13 protein-coding genes are annotated in these 16,283 nt (G+C 69.4%); 3 read left to right on the top strand and 10 right to left on the bottom strand.

The window, feature by feature from the left end; all coding sequences use genetic code 11:
- Window positions 1–117 precede the first annotated feature (117 nt).
- From ACZ5PO_RS07725 to tesB, 4 genes are all read right to left on the bottom strand, one after another.
- Window positions 118–2,934 (bottom strand): FtsK/SpoIIIE family DNA translocase, encoded by a 2,817-nt coding sequence (locus ACZ5PO_RS07725; protein ID WP_464191945.1) that lies wholly within the window; start codon window positions 2,932–2,934, stop codon window positions 118–120.
- A 186-nt stretch (window positions 2,935–3,120) separates the two neighbouring features.
- Complete coding sequence (locus tag ACZ5PO_RS07720; protein ID WP_464191943.1) at window positions 3,121–4,626, bottom strand: ammonium transporter; 1,506 nt, start codon at window positions 4,624–4,626, stop codon at window positions 3,121–3,123.
- Between the two features lie 34 nt (window positions 4,627–4,660).
- Window positions 4,661–4,999, bottom strand: a complete 339-nt coding sequence (locus ACZ5PO_RS07715; RefSeq protein WP_188607802.1) for a P-II family nitrogen regulator — start codon at window positions 4,997–4,999, stop codon at window positions 4,661–4,663.
- A 248-nt stretch (window positions 5,000–5,247) separates the two neighbouring features.
- Window positions 5,248–6,150, bottom strand: coding sequence for an acyl-CoA thioesterase II (gene tesB / locus ACZ5PO_RS07710; RefSeq protein ID WP_464191940.1), 903 nt, complete (start codon window positions 6,148–6,150; stop codon window positions 5,248–5,250).
- 157 nt (window positions 6,151–6,307) lie between these two features.
- Here tesB and ACZ5PO_RS07705 point away from each other — a divergent pair, with 157 nt between their 5' ends.
- Window positions 6,308–7,558, top strand: a complete 1,251-nt coding sequence (locus ACZ5PO_RS07705; protein WP_464191938.1) for an FAD-dependent monooxygenase — start codon at window positions 6,308–6,310, stop codon at window positions 7,556–7,558.
- Between the two features lie 121 nt (window positions 7,559–7,679).
- Here ACZ5PO_RS07705 and ACZ5PO_RS07700 read toward each other — a convergent pair whose 3' ends face one another.
- The 4 genes from ACZ5PO_RS07700 to ccmA all read right to left on the bottom strand — a co-directional run bounded on the left by ACZ5PO_RS07700 (window position 7,680) and on the right by ccmA (window position 9,921).
- Entirely contained in the window at window positions 7,680–7,976 is a 297-nt protein-coding gene (locus tag ACZ5PO_RS07700; protein WP_464191936.1) for a helix-turn-helix domain-containing protein, read from the bottom strand.
- A complete protein-coding gene (locus ACZ5PO_RS07695; protein WP_464191934.1) occupies window positions 7,973–8,329 on the bottom strand; it encodes a type II toxin-antitoxin system RelE/ParE family toxin in 357 nt (118 codons plus the stop codon). The genes ACZ5PO_RS07700 and ACZ5PO_RS07695 overlap by 4 nt, the downstream gene beginning before the upstream one ends.
- 198 nt (window positions 8,330–8,527) lie before the next feature.
- On the bottom strand, window positions 8,528–9,193 hold the full coding sequence (ccmB, locus tag ACZ5PO_RS07690; RefSeq protein WP_464191932.1) for a heme exporter protein CcmB: 666 nt from the start codon (window positions 9,191–9,193) through the stop codon (window positions 8,528–8,530).
- The gene (gene ccmA, locus ACZ5PO_RS07685) at window positions 9,193–9,921 is read right to left on the bottom strand and encodes a heme ABC exporter ATP-binding protein CcmA (RefSeq protein ID WP_464191929.1); all 729 of its coding nucleotides are present in this window, start codon (window positions 9,919–9,921) and stop codon (window positions 9,193–9,195) included. Before ccmA ends, ccmB begins: the two co-directional genes overlap by 1 nt.
- A gap of 281 nt (window positions 9,922–10,202) precedes the next feature.
- Here ccmA and acnA point away from each other — a divergent pair, with 281 nt between their 5' ends.
- Both acnA and ACZ5PO_RS07675 read left to right on the top strand, forming a co-directional pair.
- Window positions 10,203–12,887, top strand: coding sequence for an aconitate hydratase AcnA (gene acnA, locus ACZ5PO_RS07680; RefSeq protein ID WP_464191927.1), 2,685 nt, complete (start codon window positions 10,203–10,205; stop codon window positions 12,885–12,887).
- Window positions 12,888–13,060: 173 nt separating this feature from the next.
- On the top strand, window positions 13,061–14,482 hold the full coding sequence (locus ACZ5PO_RS07675; RefSeq protein WP_464191924.1) for a mannose-1-phosphate guanylyltransferase/mannose-6-phosphate isomerase: 1,422 nt from the start codon (window positions 13,061–13,063) through the stop codon (window positions 14,480–14,482).
- Window positions 14,483–14,511: 29 nt separating this feature from the next.
- On the opposite strand, the gene ACZ5PO_RS07670 is transcribed toward ACZ5PO_RS07675, so the two are convergent.
- Together ACZ5PO_RS07670 and ACZ5PO_RS07665 are read right to left on the bottom strand one after the other, a co-directional pair.
- On the bottom strand, window positions 14,512–15,258 hold the full coding sequence (locus tag ACZ5PO_RS07670; protein ID WP_464191922.1) for an ABC transporter ATP-binding protein: 747 nt from the start codon (window positions 15,256–15,258) through the stop codon (window positions 14,512–14,514).
- A gap of 8 nt (window positions 15,259–15,266) precedes the next feature.
- Window positions 15,267–16,076 (bottom strand): ABC transporter permease, encoded by an 810-nt coding sequence (locus ACZ5PO_RS07665; protein ID WP_464191920.1) that lies wholly within the window; start codon window positions 16,074–16,076, stop codon window positions 15,267–15,269.
- Window positions 16,077–16,283: the final 207 nt, after the last annotated feature.

Below are 16,283 nucleotides of genomic sequence, written 5' to 3'. Positions count from 1 at the left end.
TGCGGATTCCGGATGATTCCGAATCGCTCGCCGCGCCGCCGCCGCACTGTCTTAGAGCGGCAGACGCGCCGATGGAATCGCCAGCTGCATCGGGGCGAGCCCCAAAGCCCGGGCCGGCTATTCGTCGTCGTCGCCGCCGCCCGACCCCTCCAGCAGGATCTCGCGCTTGCCGGCGTGGTTGGCCGGGCCGACGATGCCTTCCTTCTCCATCCGCTCCATCAGCGAGGCGGCGCGATTGTAGCCGATCTGCAGCCGGCGCTGGATGTAGGACGTCGACGCCTTCTTGTCGCGCAGCACCACGGCGATGGCCTGGTCGTAGAGGTCGCCGGACGGCGCGCCGAAGGCTCCCTGGTCGAACACCGGGGTATCGCCCGCTTCGTCCATGTCGCCGTCGGCGGCGGTGACCGCGTCGAGGTATTGCGGCCGGCCCTGCGATTTCAGGTGGGCGACGACTTTCTCCACCTCGTTGTCGGAGACGAAGGGGCCGTGCACGCGGGTGATGCGGCCGCCGCCGGCCATGTAGAGCATGTCGCCCTGGCCGAGCAGCTGTTCGGCGCCCTGCTCGCCCAGGATGGTGCGGCTGTCGATCTTGGAGGTGACCTGGAAGGAGATGCGGGTTGGGAAGTTGGCCTTGATGGTGCCGGTGATGACGTCGACGGACGGGCGCTGGGTGGCGAGCACCACGTGGATGCCGGCGGCGCGCGCCATCTGGGCGAGCCGCTGGATGGTGCCCTCGATCTCCTTGCCGGCGACCATCATCAGGTCGGCCATCTCGTCGACGATGACGACGATGTAGGGCAGGGTCTCGAGATCCATGATCTCGTCCTCGTAGACCGCCTCGCCCGTCTCCTTGTCGAAGCCGGTCTGCACCGTCCGGGTGATGACCTCGCCCTTGGCCTTGGCCTCGCCGACGCGCACGTTGAAGCCGTCGATGTTGCGCACACCGACCTTCGACATCTTCTTGTAGCGTTCCTCCATCTCGCGCACGGCCCATTTGAGCGCCACCACCGCCTTCTTGGGGTCGGTGACGACCGGCGTCAGCAGGTGCGGGATGCCGTCGTAGACGGAGAGCTCGAGCATCTTGGGATCGACCATGATCAGCCGGCACTCCTCCGGCTTGAGCCGGTAGAGCAGCGACAGGATCATGGTGTTGATGGCGACCGACTTGCCCGAGCCGGTGGTGCCGGCGACCAGCAGGTGCGGCATGCGCGCCAGGTCGGCGATGACCGGCTCGCCGCCGATGGTCTTGCCGAGGCAGAGGGCGAGCCGCGACTTCGACGACTCGAAGTCCTGGCTGGCCAGCAGCTCGCGCAGGAAGACCATCTCGCGGTTGTGGTTGGGCAGCTCGATGCCGATGGCGTTGCGGCCGGGGACGACCGCGACGCGGGCCGAGATGGCGCTCATCGATCGGGCGATGTCGTCGGCGAGCGAGATCACCCGCGACGACTTGGTGCCCGGCGCCGGCTCCAGCTCGTACAGGGTCACCACCGGGCCCGGGCGGACGTTGATGATCTCGCCGCGCACGCCGAAGTCGTCGAGCACGCCTTCCAGCATGGTGGCGTTCTGCTCCAGCGCCTCGGCCGAGACGAGGCTGCCGGACGGCTGCTTCTTGGGCTCGGCGAGGAGCGTGAGGGCCGGCCGCGTGTACTCGTCCATCTCCAGCAGCGAGGGCTGCGCCTCGCGGGCGAGCCGGCGGCCAAGCTTGGGCGCGCTCGGCACGGGCGCCACCCGCGGCGCCACGTCGGCCGGATCCTCGTCGTCGACGGGAAGGGCGGCGGCCACGCGGCGCGACAGGGCGGCTCCGGGCTGAGGGTCGGGCGCCGCGTCGGCGTCCGGCTCGCTGCCGCGGCCCCGGGCGGCCTGGCGGACGCGGGAGGCGAAGCGGGAGGACAGGTCGGCGGCCGCAGCGATCGCCGCCGCGGTCGGGATCACCTTGGAGAGGCCCGTCCCGGCCGTTGCGGCCGCACGCGCCGCGGCCTCTTCCGCCGCCACGATGGCGGCGGCCTGGAAGGAGAAGTCGCCCTCGTCCGAAGCGGCCGGCTCCGGCGGCAGGGTGACGCGCGCCGGCCGTGCCGGCGGCGCGGGCGCGGGCTCGGCGGTGCGGCGGCGTGGCTCGACCGGCGGCTCCAGGTTGATCTGGCCGAAGTCGCGCCCGCCTGCGGCGGCCAGGGTCGGGTCGGCGCCGCGGCTGCGGGCCGCGGCTGCGGGCCGCGCCGCCATGCGGCGGCCGACCGCCGCCTTGAGCACCATCAGCCCGTGCACGAGCGCGCCGAGCGAAACGATGCCCCAGCCGGGCTCGTCGCTGTCGTCCTCGTTCGCCCGCTCGTCGCGTCGGTCGGGCGTGTCGGGCTCGGCCTCGCCGTTCTCGATGCCGAAGCCGCAGGCGGCGCTGAGCGCCAGGATGGCGATGCCGGCGAAGACGAAGCCGGCGAGCCCGGCGGCAAGGCGTCCGAACAGGCCGAGCACGCCACGGGCGATCGACAGCACCGCGTCGCCGAGCACGCCGCCCAGGCCGGTGGGCAGCGGCCAGCGCTCGGTCGCCGGCAGCGCGCTGAAGACGGCCGAGGCGGCGACGGCACCGATGACGAGCAACGGCAGCCGCAGCTTGAGGCGGCCGAGGCGATGGCCGGTCAGCAGGGCGAAGCCCCAGACGGAGAGAGGCACGAGCCAGGCGACCGTGCCGATGCCGAACAGCTGCATGGTCAGGTCGGACACGATGGCGCCGGGACCGCCGAGCCAGTTGGTGACCCGCCCGTCTGTGGCGTGGGTGAGGCTCGGGTCGTTCACCGACCAGGTCGTGAGCGCCACCGCGGTGGCGCCGGCCAGCGCCATCAGCGCCAGGCCGAGGAGCTCGATCGCTCGCCGGGCTGCGAAGCGCCGCAGGGCGTCGGAGACGTCGTCGGCGGTTGAGGTGGTCCGTCGGATGGTGCGCATGCCGTCCAGGCGTTTCGAGGTTCGCCCGAAGCCTAAACGGGTACGGTTAAGGCGCGCTTACCTCGCGGCTTTTCCGACACCTTGCCGGGTGGCCGCCGTGGTTTCGTCATGAAAAAGCCCCGGCCGAACGGGCCGGGGCTCGTACCTCCGTGGCGGCCGGGAGGAACGGCCGCCCTATGCGGAGGCTCAGTAGTTGTAGGCGCGCTCGCCGTGGTCGGTGACGTCCAGGCCCTCGCGCTCCTCTTCGGGGGTCACCCGCAGGCCGACGATGAGGTCGACGACCTTGTAGAGGATGGCCGAGCCGACGCCGGACCACACGAGGGTGAGCGCCACGCCCTTGAGCTGGGCGATCACCTGGGTGGCCATCTCGTAGGTGCCGGCCACCGCTTCGCCCGGCTTGGTGATGTAGTCGGTCAGGCCGACGCCGCCGAGCGCCGGCGCCACCAGGATGCCGGTGGCGATGGCACCGATGATGCCGCCGATGCAGTGCACGCCGAAGACGTCGAGGGAGTCGTCGTAGCCGAAGGCGTTCTTCACCGACGAGCAGAAGATGAAGCAGACGAGGCCGGCGACGAGGCCGAGCACGATCGAGCCCATGGGGCCGGCGAAGCCGGACGCCGGGGTGATGGCGACGAGCCCGGCCACCGCGCCCGACACCAGGCCGAGGAGCGACGGCTTACCCTTGGCGGCCCACTCGACGAACATCCACGACAGCGCGGCGGCTGCGGTGGCGACGAAGGTGTTGACGAAGGCGAGCACCGTCGTGCCGTTCGATTCCAGGTTGGAGCCGGCGTTGAAGCCGAACCAGCCGACCCACAGGAGGGAGGCGCCGATCATCGTCATCGTCAGCGAGTGCGGCGCCAGCAGGTCCTTGCCGTAGCCGATGCGCTTGCCGATCAGCAGGCAGCCCACCATGCCGGCGATACCGGCGTTGATGTGCACCACCGTGCCGCCGGCGAAGTCCAGCGCACCCCACTTGAAGATGAGCCCGGCGTCGGCGCTGACCTCGTCGAGCTTGGCCTGTGCGGCAGCCTTGGCGGCGTCGCCGGAGGCGGCGGCAAGAGCCTTGGCGGCATCACCCAGCGCGTCCGGGCCGGCCCAGTACCAGACCATGTGGGCCATCGGGAAGTAGATCAGCGTCACCCACAGCAGCACGAACAGCAGCAGCGCCGGGAAGCGGACGCGCTCGGCGATGGCGCCGACGATCAGCGCCGGCGTGATGCAGGCGAAGGTCATCTGGAAGGCCATGTACGCCATCTCCGGGATGACGACGCCGTTGGAGAAGGTGGCCGCCGTGCTCGACGGCGTGACGCCCGACAGGAACGCCTTGGAGAAGCCGCCGATGTAGTCGTTGAGGCCGCCGCCGTTGGTGAAGGCGAGCGAGTAGCCGTAGATGACCCAGACGATGGCCACCAGCGAGACGATGGCGAACACCTGGGTCAGGATCGAGAGCATGTTCTTGGTGCGCACCAGCCCGCCATAGAACAGCGCCAGGCCCGGAACCGACATCATCAGGACCAGCGCGGTGCTGATCAGCATCCAGGTCGTGTCGCCCTTGTTCGGCACCGGAGCGGCGGCTGCCGCTGCCTCGGCTGCCGCCGGCGCCGTCGTCTGCGCGATCGCTGGAGCCGCAAGGAGCAGGGCGAGCCCAAGCCCCGTCAGGCCCACCCCCATTTTGCGCATGAGCGTCATCAGTTTCTTCTCCCGTTCCAAATCAGAGGGTGGATCAGAGGGCGTCGATGTCGGTTTCGCCCGTGCGGATGCGGACGGCTTTCTCGATGCTCGAGACGAAGATCTTGCCGTCGCCGATCTGGCCGGTGCGGGCGGCGGCCGAGATGGCGTCGATGACCTTGTCGACCATGTCGGAGGGCACCGCGACTTCGATCTTGATCTTGGGCAGGAAGCTCACGGCGTACTCGGCGCCGCGGTAGATCTCGGTGTGGCCCTTCTGTCGGCCGTAGCCCTTGACTTCCGTCACCGTGAGCCCGTGCACGCCGATGGAGGTCAGCGCGTCGCGCACCTCCTCCAGCTTGAACGGCTTGATCACCGCCATCACAATTTTCATCACTGGCATCCCCCGTTGCGCCGTCTCCGCCGTGGCAGTCGATCGGCTTGGTGTGGTGAACGGGCCTATGCTGGCTCGGCCCGCTCATATCCGCGACGAGCAAAACAAGCTGCGTGCCAAGTGCAGGGGATGCGGCGGCTTCGTGGCCATGCACAGCGATCCCACCTTGACGATAAGAAAAGAGGCGTCGCGGCGAGCGATTCGTAGCTCACAATTGATGCATCAGATTAAATTTTATGCATTTTGTCTTAGGGTTGGGCAAGATCTGGGGGTTGGGCCAGATCCGGCCGCGGCCGGATGAGGCCTTCCTGGGCGACGGAGGCGATCAGGCGGCCCTCGCGAGTGTAGATCAGCCCGCGCGACAGGCCGCGCGCGCCGGTCGCCACCGGGCTGTCCTGGACATAGAGCAGCCACGCGTCGGCCCGGAACGGCGCATGGAACCACATGGCATGGTCGAGGCTGGCGCTCTGGATGGTGGGCTCGATGGCGCTGCGGCCGTGCGGCAGCAGGCTGACGTCGAGCAGCGTCATGTCCGAGGCGAAGGCGAGCACGCACTGGTGGATCGCCGGGTCGTCGGGCAGCCGGTCCACCGCCCTGATCCACACGCACGACGGCAGGGCCGCCGGCTGCCGCGAGAAATAGCGCGCGTAGTAATGCTCGTAGTCGACGGGCTTGATCTCGATGGGGCGCTCGCTGGAAAAGAAGCGCCGCACGTGCTCCGGCATCGCCGCCAGCAGCGCGGGCTCGATGTCGAAATGGCTGGGGAGCTCGTCCGGCCCCGGCACGTCCGGCATCGGGGTGGCGTGCTCCAGCCCGTCCTCGTGGACGTGGAACGAGGCGGTGAGCGCGAAGATCGGCTGGCCGTGCTGGATGGCGACGACGCGCCGGGTGGTGAAGCTGCGGCCGTCGCGGATGCGGTCGACCTCATAGATGATCGGTACCCGCGGGTCGCCGCCGAGGAGGAAATAGCAGTGCATCGAGTGAAGGGCGCGGCCGTCCACGGTGCGGCAGGCGGCGACCAGCGCCTGGCCGATCACCTGTCCGCCGAACACCCGTTGCCAGCGGTCCTGCGGGCTGCGGCCACGGAACAGGTTCACCTCGATGGGCTCGAGGTCCAGAATTGAAAGCAGGTTGTCGACGGCTTGGCTCATGCACGGTCCCCATTCTGGTCCGGCGGCGCTCTAATTCTTTGAATCTAGGGCGCTTCTTTCGCGCTTGAGTGATTCCACCCAATCGCGAAGCGCTCTAGGCTGTCGCTGCCCGCGCGGCCTTCCGGCGCAAATCTCTCTTGCCGCTCTCAACTTCGCAATGGAGCACGATGTGCCGCACAGCAGCCGCACAATTCTGATCGCCGGCGGCGGAGCGGCCGGCCTGACCCTCGGGCTGGCCCTGAAGCAGGCGCTCGGCGGCCGCGCCGAGGTGACGGTCGCCGATCCGGTGCTGGCCGACGGCGGTGCGCGCGACCGGCGGGCCTACGCCTTGTCGGCGAGCTCCCGGCGCATGCTCGAGGTGCTCGGCGTCTGGGACGCGCAACGGTTCGCGGCGGAGCCGATCCGCGACATGGTGATCACCGACAGCCGGCTCGACGATCCGCTGCGGGCGGCGCTGCTGTCGTTCGGCGGCGACGCCGCCCCGGGCGAGCCGTTCGCCCACATGGTGGAGAACGCCGCGCTCAACGCGGCGCTGCGCGAGGGCGCGCGGGCGGCGGGCGTCGGCCTGGAGCCGGTCCGGGTCGAGCGCTGGAGCGCCGCCGCCGGCGACGGCTCGGCGGCCAGCGCCGGCATCGCCCGCACCTCCGGCGGGCCGCGGCCGGCGGCGCTGCTCGTCGCGGCCGACGGCGCACGCTCGGCCCTGCGTGCCCAGGCCGGCATCGGCTGGGTGGGGTGGAGCTACGCGCAGTGCGGCCTGGTCGCCACCATCGGCCATGCGCGTCCCCATCACGGCCGCGCCGTGCAGCATTTCCTGCCCTCGGGCCCGTTCGCCATCCTGCCGCTCGCGGGCCAGCGCTCGTCGATCGTCTGGAGCGAGCGGCGCGACAACGCCGCCGCGCTGCTGGCGCTGGACGCCGCCGATCAGCTGACCGAGATCGAGCGCCGCTTCGGGCTCGAGCTCGGGGCGTTGACGCTCGAGACGCCGCTGCACGCCTATCCGCTGAGCTTCGGCATGGCTCGCCGCTTCGTCGCCGACCGCCTGGCGCTGGTCGGCGAGGCGGCCCACGCCATGCACCCGCTCGCCGGCCAGGGCCTCAACGTGGGCCTGCGCGACGTGGCGGTTCTGGCCGAAGCGGTCACCGACGCCGTGCGGCTGGGGCTGGATCCCGGCGACGCCGGCGCGCTCGCCGCCTACGAGCGGGGCCGCCGCGTCGACGCGTTGTCGATGGGGGCTGCGACCGACATCCTCAACCGGCTGTTCTCCAACGACGCGCTGCCGCTGCGCCTGGGCCGCGACCTCGGGCTCCGTCTCGTGGACCGGCTGCCGCCGCTGAAGCGCTTCTTCATCCGCGAGGCGGCGGGCCTGATCGGCGCACAGCCGAGGCTGATGCGCGGCGAGGCGCTGTAGGGACAGCGCCTGGGCGTGCTCGGGGCGACGCTCCGATGGAATCGAAGCTGTCGCTCTCGCCGTCTGTCGTGGCACCGGATTGTCCCAAAACCGGCGTCCACTTTTTGGGATCATGCTCTAGCTAGACGGCCAGCAAAGCCTTCTGGACAGCCTTGGGCGCACGGTCGATGACGAGAAGATAAGCCCTGGTCGGGCCTTCCGGCTGGCGCGACCCCTGCTCCCAATGGCGCAGCGTGTTGACCGAGAACCCAAAGCGGCCGGCGAACTCCTCCTGCGTCATGTCGAGCTTGGTCCGGATCGCCTTGACGTCGATCTTTTCGGGCACGTGGACACGATAGACGCTCGCGTCGGCCTTGCCCTCCGCATAGGCCAGCGCTTCTTGAAGGCCACGCCGGATGCTGTCGGCAGCCTTGCTCATGGCTCTCTCCTTTTGAAGGCGTCCACCAGCAGCGTGGTCAGCTGCCGGAAGTCGTTGCGGTCCTGCTGGCTCAGATCGGACCGCTCGTTCTTGGCATAGGCGCTGAGCGCAAAGAGCGGCATGCCGACGTCGTGGTAGAAATAGATCACCCGCGCTCCGCCGCGCTTGCCCCGTCCCTCCAGCGCCCATCGCAGCTTGCGAATACCGCCCGTTCCCGGAACGAGGTCCCCAGCTGTTGGATTGTAGGCGAGATAGTCCACCAGCAATGCGCGTTCATCGTCGGCCATGAGCTTGCGGGCGGTCGAGAGGAACTCTGGCGTCTCCACAACGCTGATTGGAGCCGACCGAGCCATGCCGCATACTAGTCCAATGGGTCAGTAAGTGCAATCGGAAAAGTACTCCATTGGATTATAGTAGATGCACCGTTGAGGTCACCGCCGCCCGCGACGGCTTTCGACGAAGCCATGCCAGTCCTGGTCCGCCCGCTGCCGGCGGCCGTGATGCCTCGGGGATGGGCTGCGTCCCTTCGGCAATCGCTGCCTGCCGGCAGCTCACAGCCCGCGCAGCGCGGCGGCGGCACCGATCGAGCCGGCGACCAGGGCGATCAGCGACAGGGCGACGAGGACCAGGAACGGGGTCAGGAACGGCACCGTGCCGCCGAGCGCGGCGTCGGTCGCCGAGACGCCGAAGATCAGCGTCGGCACCATCAGCGGCACGACGATGATGGCGAGCAGCAGGCCGCCGCGGCGGATGCCGGCCGTCAGCCCGGCGCCGACGGCGCCGACGAAGGTCAGCGCCGGCGTGCCGACCAGCAGCGTGACCGTCACCGCCGCCATGGCCTCCGGGGTAAGGGCGAGCAGCAGGCCGAACAGCGGGGCGGCCAGCGCCAGCGGCAGGCCGGTGGTCAGCCAATGGGCGACGACCTTGGCGATGACGATCAGCTCGAGCGGCGTGCCCGCGAGCCGCATCTGGTCGAGGGAGCCGTCGTCCTCGTCGGCCTGAAACAGTCGGTCGAGCCCGATCAGCGTCGCCAGCACGGCCGCCAGCCACAGGATGGCGGGGCCGATGCGCGACAGCAGGGCGAGATCGGGGCCGATGGCGAACGGCACCAGCGTGACGATCATCAGGAAGAACAGCAGGCCGAGGCCACCGCCGCCGCCGCTGCGGGCCGCCAGCTTCAGGTCGCGCCCGATGATCGCCGCCGCGGCCCGGAGCATCAGGCTTGGTCGGCGGGGCCGGAGCGCGGCCGGGCCGCAGCCCCGCCGGCCCGGCCGGCGTCGAGCGGCCAGCCCAGCTCGCCGTCCCAATCGTCCTCCAGGAAGGGGTCGTCCGGCTCGCCGCCGGCGTCGGCCGGGCGCTCGAGCTGCAGCGTCCTGGCCCCGTCCAGGCCGAGCGGCTGGTGGGTGGCCGCCACGATGATGCCGCCGGCGGCCAGGTGATTGCCCATCATGGCGGCGAGCATGCGCAGCGAAGCGGCATCGAGCGCCGCGGCCGGCTCGTCCATGAGCCAGATGGGACGGTCGCAGACCAGGAGGCGGGCCAGCGCCACGCGGCGGCGCTGCCCGGCGGACAGGATGGCGACGGCCATGTCGGCGGCGTGGCCCATGCCGACGGCGGCCAGGCCTTCGGCGACCGAGCGCCGCGAGGCACCGAGGAGCTCGCGGGCGAACGTCAGGTTCTCGCTGGCGGTGAGCTGGGCCTTGAGGCCGTCGCGATGGCCGACCAGGCCGATCAGCTCGGCGAGCGGCCGGCTGTCGCCCTCGATCGAGACGCGGCCGGCGTCGGGGGCGAGCAGCCCGGCGACCACGGCGATCAGGCTCGACTTGCCGGCGCCGTTGTCGCCGGTCACCACCAGGGCCTCGCCGGCGGCGAGCCTGAAGCCGACATTGCGAAAAATCATCCGGCCGCCGCGCCGGCAGGCGAGATCGTGCGCATCGAGGATCATCGCCCGTCCTCTGCCATGGCGGCCGGCGCGAGCGCAACAGCAGCGGAGCTGCCGGGTGCCTGCGTCGGACCGATGGGCGCTTGCAGTGGCGGTAGCACGGGCCGGCGCTACATTAGAATCGCTCAGGCCTATGGCGGCGGGGCGGGAAACGATCTATAGACGTCGCGGCTGCGCCGCGCGCGTGACGCGCGGGGCCTGGGCACTCCCGGGGCGGCGTGCGCTCTCCTCAGCGCTTGGGCCGAATTCTTGCTTGATTCCCCGCATTCACGCCAGGATCTGCCATGACCTCTCTCGACAGCTTCAAGAGCCGCCAGACTCTCGACGTCGGCGGCAAAGCCTACGCTTATTATTCGCTGAAGGCCGCCGAAGCAAACGGGCTGCCCGACATTTCCCGCCTGCCCTTCTCGCTCAAGGTGCTGCTGGAGAACCTGCTGCGCTTCGAGGACGGCCGGTCCGTCAAGAAGGACGACGTTCTGGCGATCGCCGCCTTCCTGCAGAACCGCGGTGCGGAGGAGCGCGAGATCGCCTTCCGGCCGGCGCGCGTGCTGATGCAGGACTTCACCGGCGTTCCCGCCGTCGTCGACCTGGCCGCCATGCGCGACGCCATGACCTCGCTCGGCGCCGACCCGGAGAAGATCAACCCGCTGGTGCCTGTCGACCTGGTCATCGACCATTCGGTGATCGTCGACGAGTTCGGCACCCCCAAGGCCTTCGGCGACAACGTGAAGCTCGAGTACGAGCGCAACGGCGAGCGCTACCGCTTCCTGCGCTGGGGCCAGGAGGCCTTCGACAATTTCCGCGTGGTGCCGCCGGGCACCGGCATCTGCCACCAGGTCAACCTGGAATACCTCGCCCAGACGGTGTGGACGCGCAAGGAGGACGGCCAGGAGGTCGCCTATCCCGATACGCTGGTCGGCACCGACTCGCACACCACCATGGTCAACGGCCTGGCCGTGTTGGGCTGGGGCGTCGGCGGCATCGAGGCGGAAGCGGCCATGCTCGGCCAGCCGCTGTCCATGCTGATCCCCGAGGTCGTCGGCTTCAAGCTCACCGGCAAGCTCAAGGAGGGCATGACGGCGACCGATCTGGTGCTCACGGTCACGCAGATGCTGCGCAAGAAGGGCGTCGTCGGCAAGTTCGTCGAGTTCTACGGCCCGGGCCTCGACGGCATGACCATCGAGGACCGCGCCACCATCGGCAACATGGCGCCGGAGTACGGCGCCACCTGCGGCTTCTTCCCGATCGACCAGGCCACCATCGCCTATCTCACCAAGTCGGGCCGCGCCGACGACCGCATTGCCCTGGTCGAGGCCTACGCCAAGGCGCAGGGGCTGTTCCGCACCGCCGAGACGCCCGATCCGCTGTTCACCGACCTGCTCGAGCTCGATCTCGGCGACGTCGAGCCGTCGCTCGCCGGCCCCAAGCGGCCGCAGGATCGGGTGCTGCTGAGCGGCGCCAAGAGCGGCTTTGCCGCCTCCATGGAGAGCGAGTTCAAGAAGGCGGCCGAGATCGCCAAGCGCTGGAAGGTCGACGGCAAGAATTTTGACCTCGGCCACGGCGACGTGGTCATCGCCGCCATCACCTCGTGCACCAACACGTCCAACCCGAGCGTCATGATCGGCGCCGGCCTCCTGGCACGCAACGCCGCGGCCAAGGGCTTGACCTCCAAGCCATGGGTGAAGACCTCGCTGGCGCCGGGGTCGCAGGTCGTCGGCGAATACCTCGCCGCGTCCGGGCTGCAGGCCGAGCTCGACAAGCTGGGCTTCAACCTCGTCGGCTACGGCTGCACCACCTGCATCGGCAATTCCGGCCCGCTGCCCGCCGAGATCTCGAAGGCCATCAACGACAACGATATCGTGGCGGCCGCCGTGCTCTCCGGCAACCGCAACTTCGAAGGCCGCGTCAACCCGGACGTCAGGGCGAACTACCTGGCCTCGCCGCCGCTGGTCGTCGCCTACGCGCTCGCCGGCTCGCTCCAGGTCGACCTGAGCACCGAGCCGCTGGGCACCGGCTCGGACGGCAAGCCGGTCTACCTGCGCGACATCTGGCCGAGCACCGCCGAGGTGCAGGCGTTCATCGACAAGAACATCACCCAGGCCCTGTTCCGCAGGCGCTACGCCGACGTGTTCGCCGGCGACGACAACTGGAAGCAGATCACCATCTCGGGCGGCAAGACCTACGGCTGGGACAACAAATCCACCTACGTGCAGAACCCGCCGTATTTCGCCGGTATCTCGATGACGCCGAAGCCCGTCGCCGACGTGGTCGGCGCCCGCGTCCTCGGCCTGTTCCTCGACTCCATCACCACCGACCACATCTCGCCCGCCGGCTCCATCAAGGCGGCGAGCCCGGCCGGCAAGTACCTGCTGGACAACGGCGTTCCGGTGGCCGACTTCAACCAGTACGGCACCCGTCGCGGCAACCACGAGGTGATGATGCGGGGTACCTTCGCCAACATCCGCATCAAGAACCAGATGGTGCCGGGCGTCGAGGGCGGCGTCACCATCCACTACCCCGGCGGCGAGCAGCTGCCGATCTACGACGCCGCCATGCGCTACCAGGCCGAGGGCGTGCCGCTGGTGATCTTCGCCGGCAAGGAGTACGGCACCGGCTCGTCGCGCGACTGGGCGGCCAAGGGCACCAACCTGCTCGGCGTGCGCGCCGTCATCACCCAGAGCTTCGAGCGCATCCACCGCTCCAACCTGGTCGGCATGGGCGTGCTGCCCCTCGTCTTCGAGGACGGCACCTCCTGGCAGACCCTCGGGCTCAAGGGCGACGAGACCGTCAGCATCCGCGGCCTCGGCGAGAGCCTCAAGCCGCGCCAGACGCTGGAGGCCGAGATCACCTATGCCGACGGCAAGGTGGCCAAGGTGCCGCTGATCTGCCGGATCGATACGCTCGACGAGCTCGAGTACTTCCGCAACGGCGGCATCCTGCACTACGTGCTGCGGCAGCTGGCGGCTTAGCCGGTTGCCAGATTCGCCCGGCGGGTAGCGGGGTCGGGTTTCCAAGTCGATGGATAGCCGGGTCAAGCCCGGCTATGACGTTGAGAATAAAGGTATTCCGCCTCCACCTCGTCATGGCCGGGCTTGACCCGGCCATCCATCCCACTCAAGAGTGCGGCGTGGATATCCGAACGATGCATCGCAAAGTCACGCCCGTGATCCTGTGCGGCGGCGGCGGCAAACGCCTGTGGCCGCTGTCGCGCGGGCAATACCCCAAGCAGTTTCTCAAGCTCACCGGCGGCAACAGCCTGCTGCAGGAGACGGCGCTGCGGATCAAGGATCCGGCCCGCTTCGAGCCGCCGCTGGTGATCGCCAACGAGGACTACCGCTTCATCGTGTCCGAGCAGCTGGCCGAGGTCGGCGTGCCGCCGCGCGCCATCCTGCTGGAGCCTGCGGCGCGCAACACCGCGCCGGCGTTGGCGGCGGCGGCGCTGCTGATCGGCGAGACCGCGCCCGACGCGCTGCTCCTGGTGCTGCCGTCCGATCACATGATCACCCGGTCGGACGCCTTCGGCCTGTCGGTGGCGGCCGCCACCATGGCCGCCACCCAGGATCGGCTGGTGACCTTCGGCATGAAGCCGACGGCGCCGGAGACCGGCTACGGCTATATCGAGGCCGGCGCGGCGCTGGCCGAGGCGCCGGGCGCCCACGTCGTCGACCGCTTCGTGGAGAAGCCCGATCTCGCCACGGCCGAGGGCTATCTGGCGAGCGGCCGCTACCTCTGGAACAGCGGCATGTTCATGTTTCCCGCCGCGGTGCTGATGGAGGAGCTGACGGCCCTGGAGCCGGACCTCACCGCGGCCGTCGCCGAAGCGCTGGCGGAGCGGACGGTGGACGGAGACTTCATCCGGCTCGGCGCGCGCTTCCGTGACGCCCGCGCGGTGTCCATCGACTACGCCGTCATGGAGAAGACCAGGCGCGCAGCAGTCGTGCCCGGCGAGATGAGCTGGACCGACGTGGGCTCCTGGAATGCCCTATGGGAGGTGGCGGAGCGCGACGCGGCGGGCAACGCGGTGGCCGGCGACGCCGTGCTGGTCGAGACCCGTGGCAGCTACGTCAAGTCGTCGGGGCCGCTGGTGGCCCTGCTCGGCGTGTCGGACCTGGTCGTCGTCGTCACCGACGACGCGGTGCTGGTGACGCCGCGCCGCCTGAGCCAGGACGTCCGCAAGGTGGTCGAGCGGCTGGAGGCCCTGGACCGGCCCGAGGTGGACCATCCGCGGCTGGTCTACCGGCCCTGGGGCCATTACGAGGGCATCCACGCCGGCCAGCGCTACCAGGTGAAGCGTATCTTCGTGAAGCCGGGCGCACAGCTGTCGTTGCAGAAGCACTTCCACCGGGCCGAGCACTGGGTGGTGGTGAACGGCACGGCGCTGGTGACGCGCGACGGCGAGCAGATCCTGCTGCGCGAGAACGAGTCGACCTTCCTGCCGCTGGGCTGCGTCCACCGCCTGGCCAACCCGGGCAAGATCCCCCTGACCCTGATCGAGGTGCAGTCCGGCGCCTATCTCGCCGAAGACGACATCGTCCGGCTGGAGGACAGCTACAACCGCACGTGATCGGGACGCGCTCCCAGGGTGAGCGCCGTTCAGGCCTCGACGACGAGATCGGTCTGCGCGAGCGCGTCCTCCAGTGGCCCGTCGAAGACGATCCGGCCGTGGCTCATGACGATGCCGCGGTCGCAATACTCGCGCAGCGTCTTGGCGTCGTGCGAGGCCAGCACCAGGATGCCGGCCTGCTCCATCATGGTCTCGATCCGGTGCCGGGCCTTGAGGGCGAAGCTCGCGTCGCCCACGCCGATTAGCTCGTCGAGCAGCAGGATGTCGGGCTGCACGGCGGTGGAGATGGCGAAGGCCAGCCGCATGTTCATGCCGGACGAATAGGTGCGCATCGGCAGATCGATGAACGAGCCGATCTCGGCGAACTCGTCGATTTCGGCGACCCGCTGCCGCGCTTCGCGGATGGACATGCCGATCAGCGTGCCGCGCAGGATGATGTTCTCGGCGCCGGTGAGCTCCGGGTCCATGCCCATGGTGATGTCGAGCAGCGACGACACGCGCCCGACGATCTCGGCCGTGCCGGAGGAGGGCTCGTAAGCGCCCGACAGCACCCGGAGCAGGGTGGATTTGCCGGCTCCATTGTGGCCGATGAGGCCGAGGCGGTCGCCGTCGCGCAGGCTCAGATCGATGTTCTTGAGCGCCGACACCGAGACGGCGTCGCCCGATGAATCGACCGACCCGCCGACGCGGGCGAACAGGTTCTTGCGGATGGAGCGCCCGCGGGCGTTGTAGATCGGGAACTCGACGCTCGCATTGGCGAGAGTGACGGAAGCCATGACGTCCCTCAGAGCCAATAGACGATGCGCGCGCGGAACCGCGCCAGGAAAGGCGAGGCGATGGCATAGAGCGCGATCGTGCAGATGATCGCGGCGGCATACGTCGCAAGCCCGGGAATGCGGCCGTACAGGGGCTCGGAGACGAGCCGCAGGAAGACGGCGAAGGGGTTGAGCCCGACGACGTAATTGCCGACCGGGCCGAGCTGCTCGGGCCGCCACATCACCGGCGTCAGGAAGAAGGCGACCTGGAGCAGGTTCTGGATGATCAGCGGCATGTCGCGGAAGCGGGTCGAGATGGCGCCGATCAGCATGACGGTCGGAAAGGCAGCGATCACCAGCACCACCAGGCCCGGGATCGCCATCAGGATCGTCCAGGACGGAACGACGCCGAAGATGAGGAAGACGAACGGCACGATCAGGATGTTGTGCGCGAACGTGATCAGGTTGCGCAGGATCAGCCGCATGACGAAGGTCGTGCGCGGCATCGCCTCCTGGCGCAGATAGACGGACGAGCTGGTGAACACCGTCGTCGCGTCGGACACGATCATCTGGATCATGCTCCAGACGACGTAGTTCGCTGCCAGGAACGGCAGGTAGCTGTTGATCTCCTGCTTGAACAGGACGGAGTAGACCAGACCGATGCCGCCCACGAACAGCGCCATGCTGAGCGTGATCCAGAACTGGCCGATGCGCGAGCGCGTATAGCGCTGGCGGATGTCGGTGAGCGCCAGCAGCCCCCAGACCTGCCAGTCGCCAAGGCCCTTGCGGACGTCGTGGGCCGCCAGGCGCCAGTCACGGGATGAGGGGAGAAGCGTCATGGATGCTCTGGTTGTGGCCATCGCCAACCGGCGATTGCGGCGCGCCGCGGAGGCCCGCTTCGGTCGAGGCCGTGGCATGGCGGAGCCGCCATCGGGCCCCCGCCGCGCGGGCGGCCATATCGCGGCCGTTGCTCTACACAGCGATGCCGGCGAAAGCAACCTGACTCGCGGGAGCGCGTTCCGATCGGACGGCGCCATCCCCTCCGA

The sequence above is a fragment of the Chelatococcus sp. KU-N122 genome, assembly GCF_055391085.1.
Note: the sequence above shows the minus strand (reverse complement) of the source record. Positions and strands in the feature narration are given on the sequence as shown.

What these genes read in the sequence shown, in the direction of transcription:
- tesB (WP_464191940.1), bottom strand. Translation starts at nt 6,150, where the DNA reads ATGAGCCAAGCCGTCGACAACCTGCTTTCAATTCTGGACCTCGAGCCC.
- ccmB (WP_464191932.1), bottom strand. Translation starts at nt 9,193, where the DNA reads ATGCTCCGGGCCGCGGCGGCGATCATCGGGCGCGACCTGAAGCTGGCG.
- ccmA (WP_464191929.1), bottom strand. Translation starts at nt 9,921, where the DNA reads ATGATCCTCGATGCGCACGATCTCGCCTGCCGGCGCGGCGGCCGGATG.
- ACZ5PO_RS07725 (WP_464191945.1), bottom strand. Translation starts at nt 2,934, where the DNA reads ATGCGCACCATCCGACGGACCACCTCAACCGCCGACGACGTCTCCGAC.
- acnA (WP_464191927.1), top strand. Translation starts at nt 10,203, where the DNA reads ATGACCTCTCTCGACAGCTTCAAGAGCCGCCAGACTCTCGACGTCGGC.
- ACZ5PO_RS07670 (WP_464191922.1), bottom strand. Translation starts at nt 15,258, where the DNA reads ATGGCTTCCGTCACTCTCGCCAATGCGAGCGTCGAGTTCCCGATCTAC.
- ACZ5PO_RS07665 (WP_464191920.1), bottom strand. Translation starts at nt 16,076, where the DNA reads ATGACGCTTCTCCCCTCATCCCGTGACTGGCGCCTGGCGGCCCACGAC.
- ACZ5PO_RS07705 (WP_464191938.1), top strand. Translation starts at nt 6,308, where the DNA reads ATGGAGCACGATGTGCCGCACAGCAGCCGCACAATTCTGATCGCCGGC.
- ACZ5PO_RS07720 (WP_464191943.1), bottom strand. Translation starts at nt 4,626, where the DNA reads ATGACGCTCATGCGCAAAATGGGGGTGGGCCTGACGGGGCTTGGGCTC.
- ACZ5PO_RS07695 (WP_464191934.1), bottom strand. Translation starts at nt 8,329, where the DNA reads ATGGCTCGGTCGGCTCCAATCAGCGTTGTGGAGACGCCAGAGTTCCTC.
- ACZ5PO_RS07715 (WP_188607802.1), bottom strand. Translation starts at nt 4,999, where the DNA reads ATGAAAATTGTGATGGCGGTGATCAAGCCGTTCAAGCTGGAGGAGGTG.
- ACZ5PO_RS07700 (WP_464191936.1), bottom strand. Translation starts at nt 7,976, where the DNA reads ATGAGCAAGGCTGCCGACAGCATCCGGCGTGGCCTTCAAGAAGCGCTG.
- ACZ5PO_RS07675 (WP_464191924.1), top strand. Translation starts at nt 13,061, where the DNA reads ATGCATCGCAAAGTCACGCCCGTGATCCTGTGCGGCGGCGGCGGCAAA.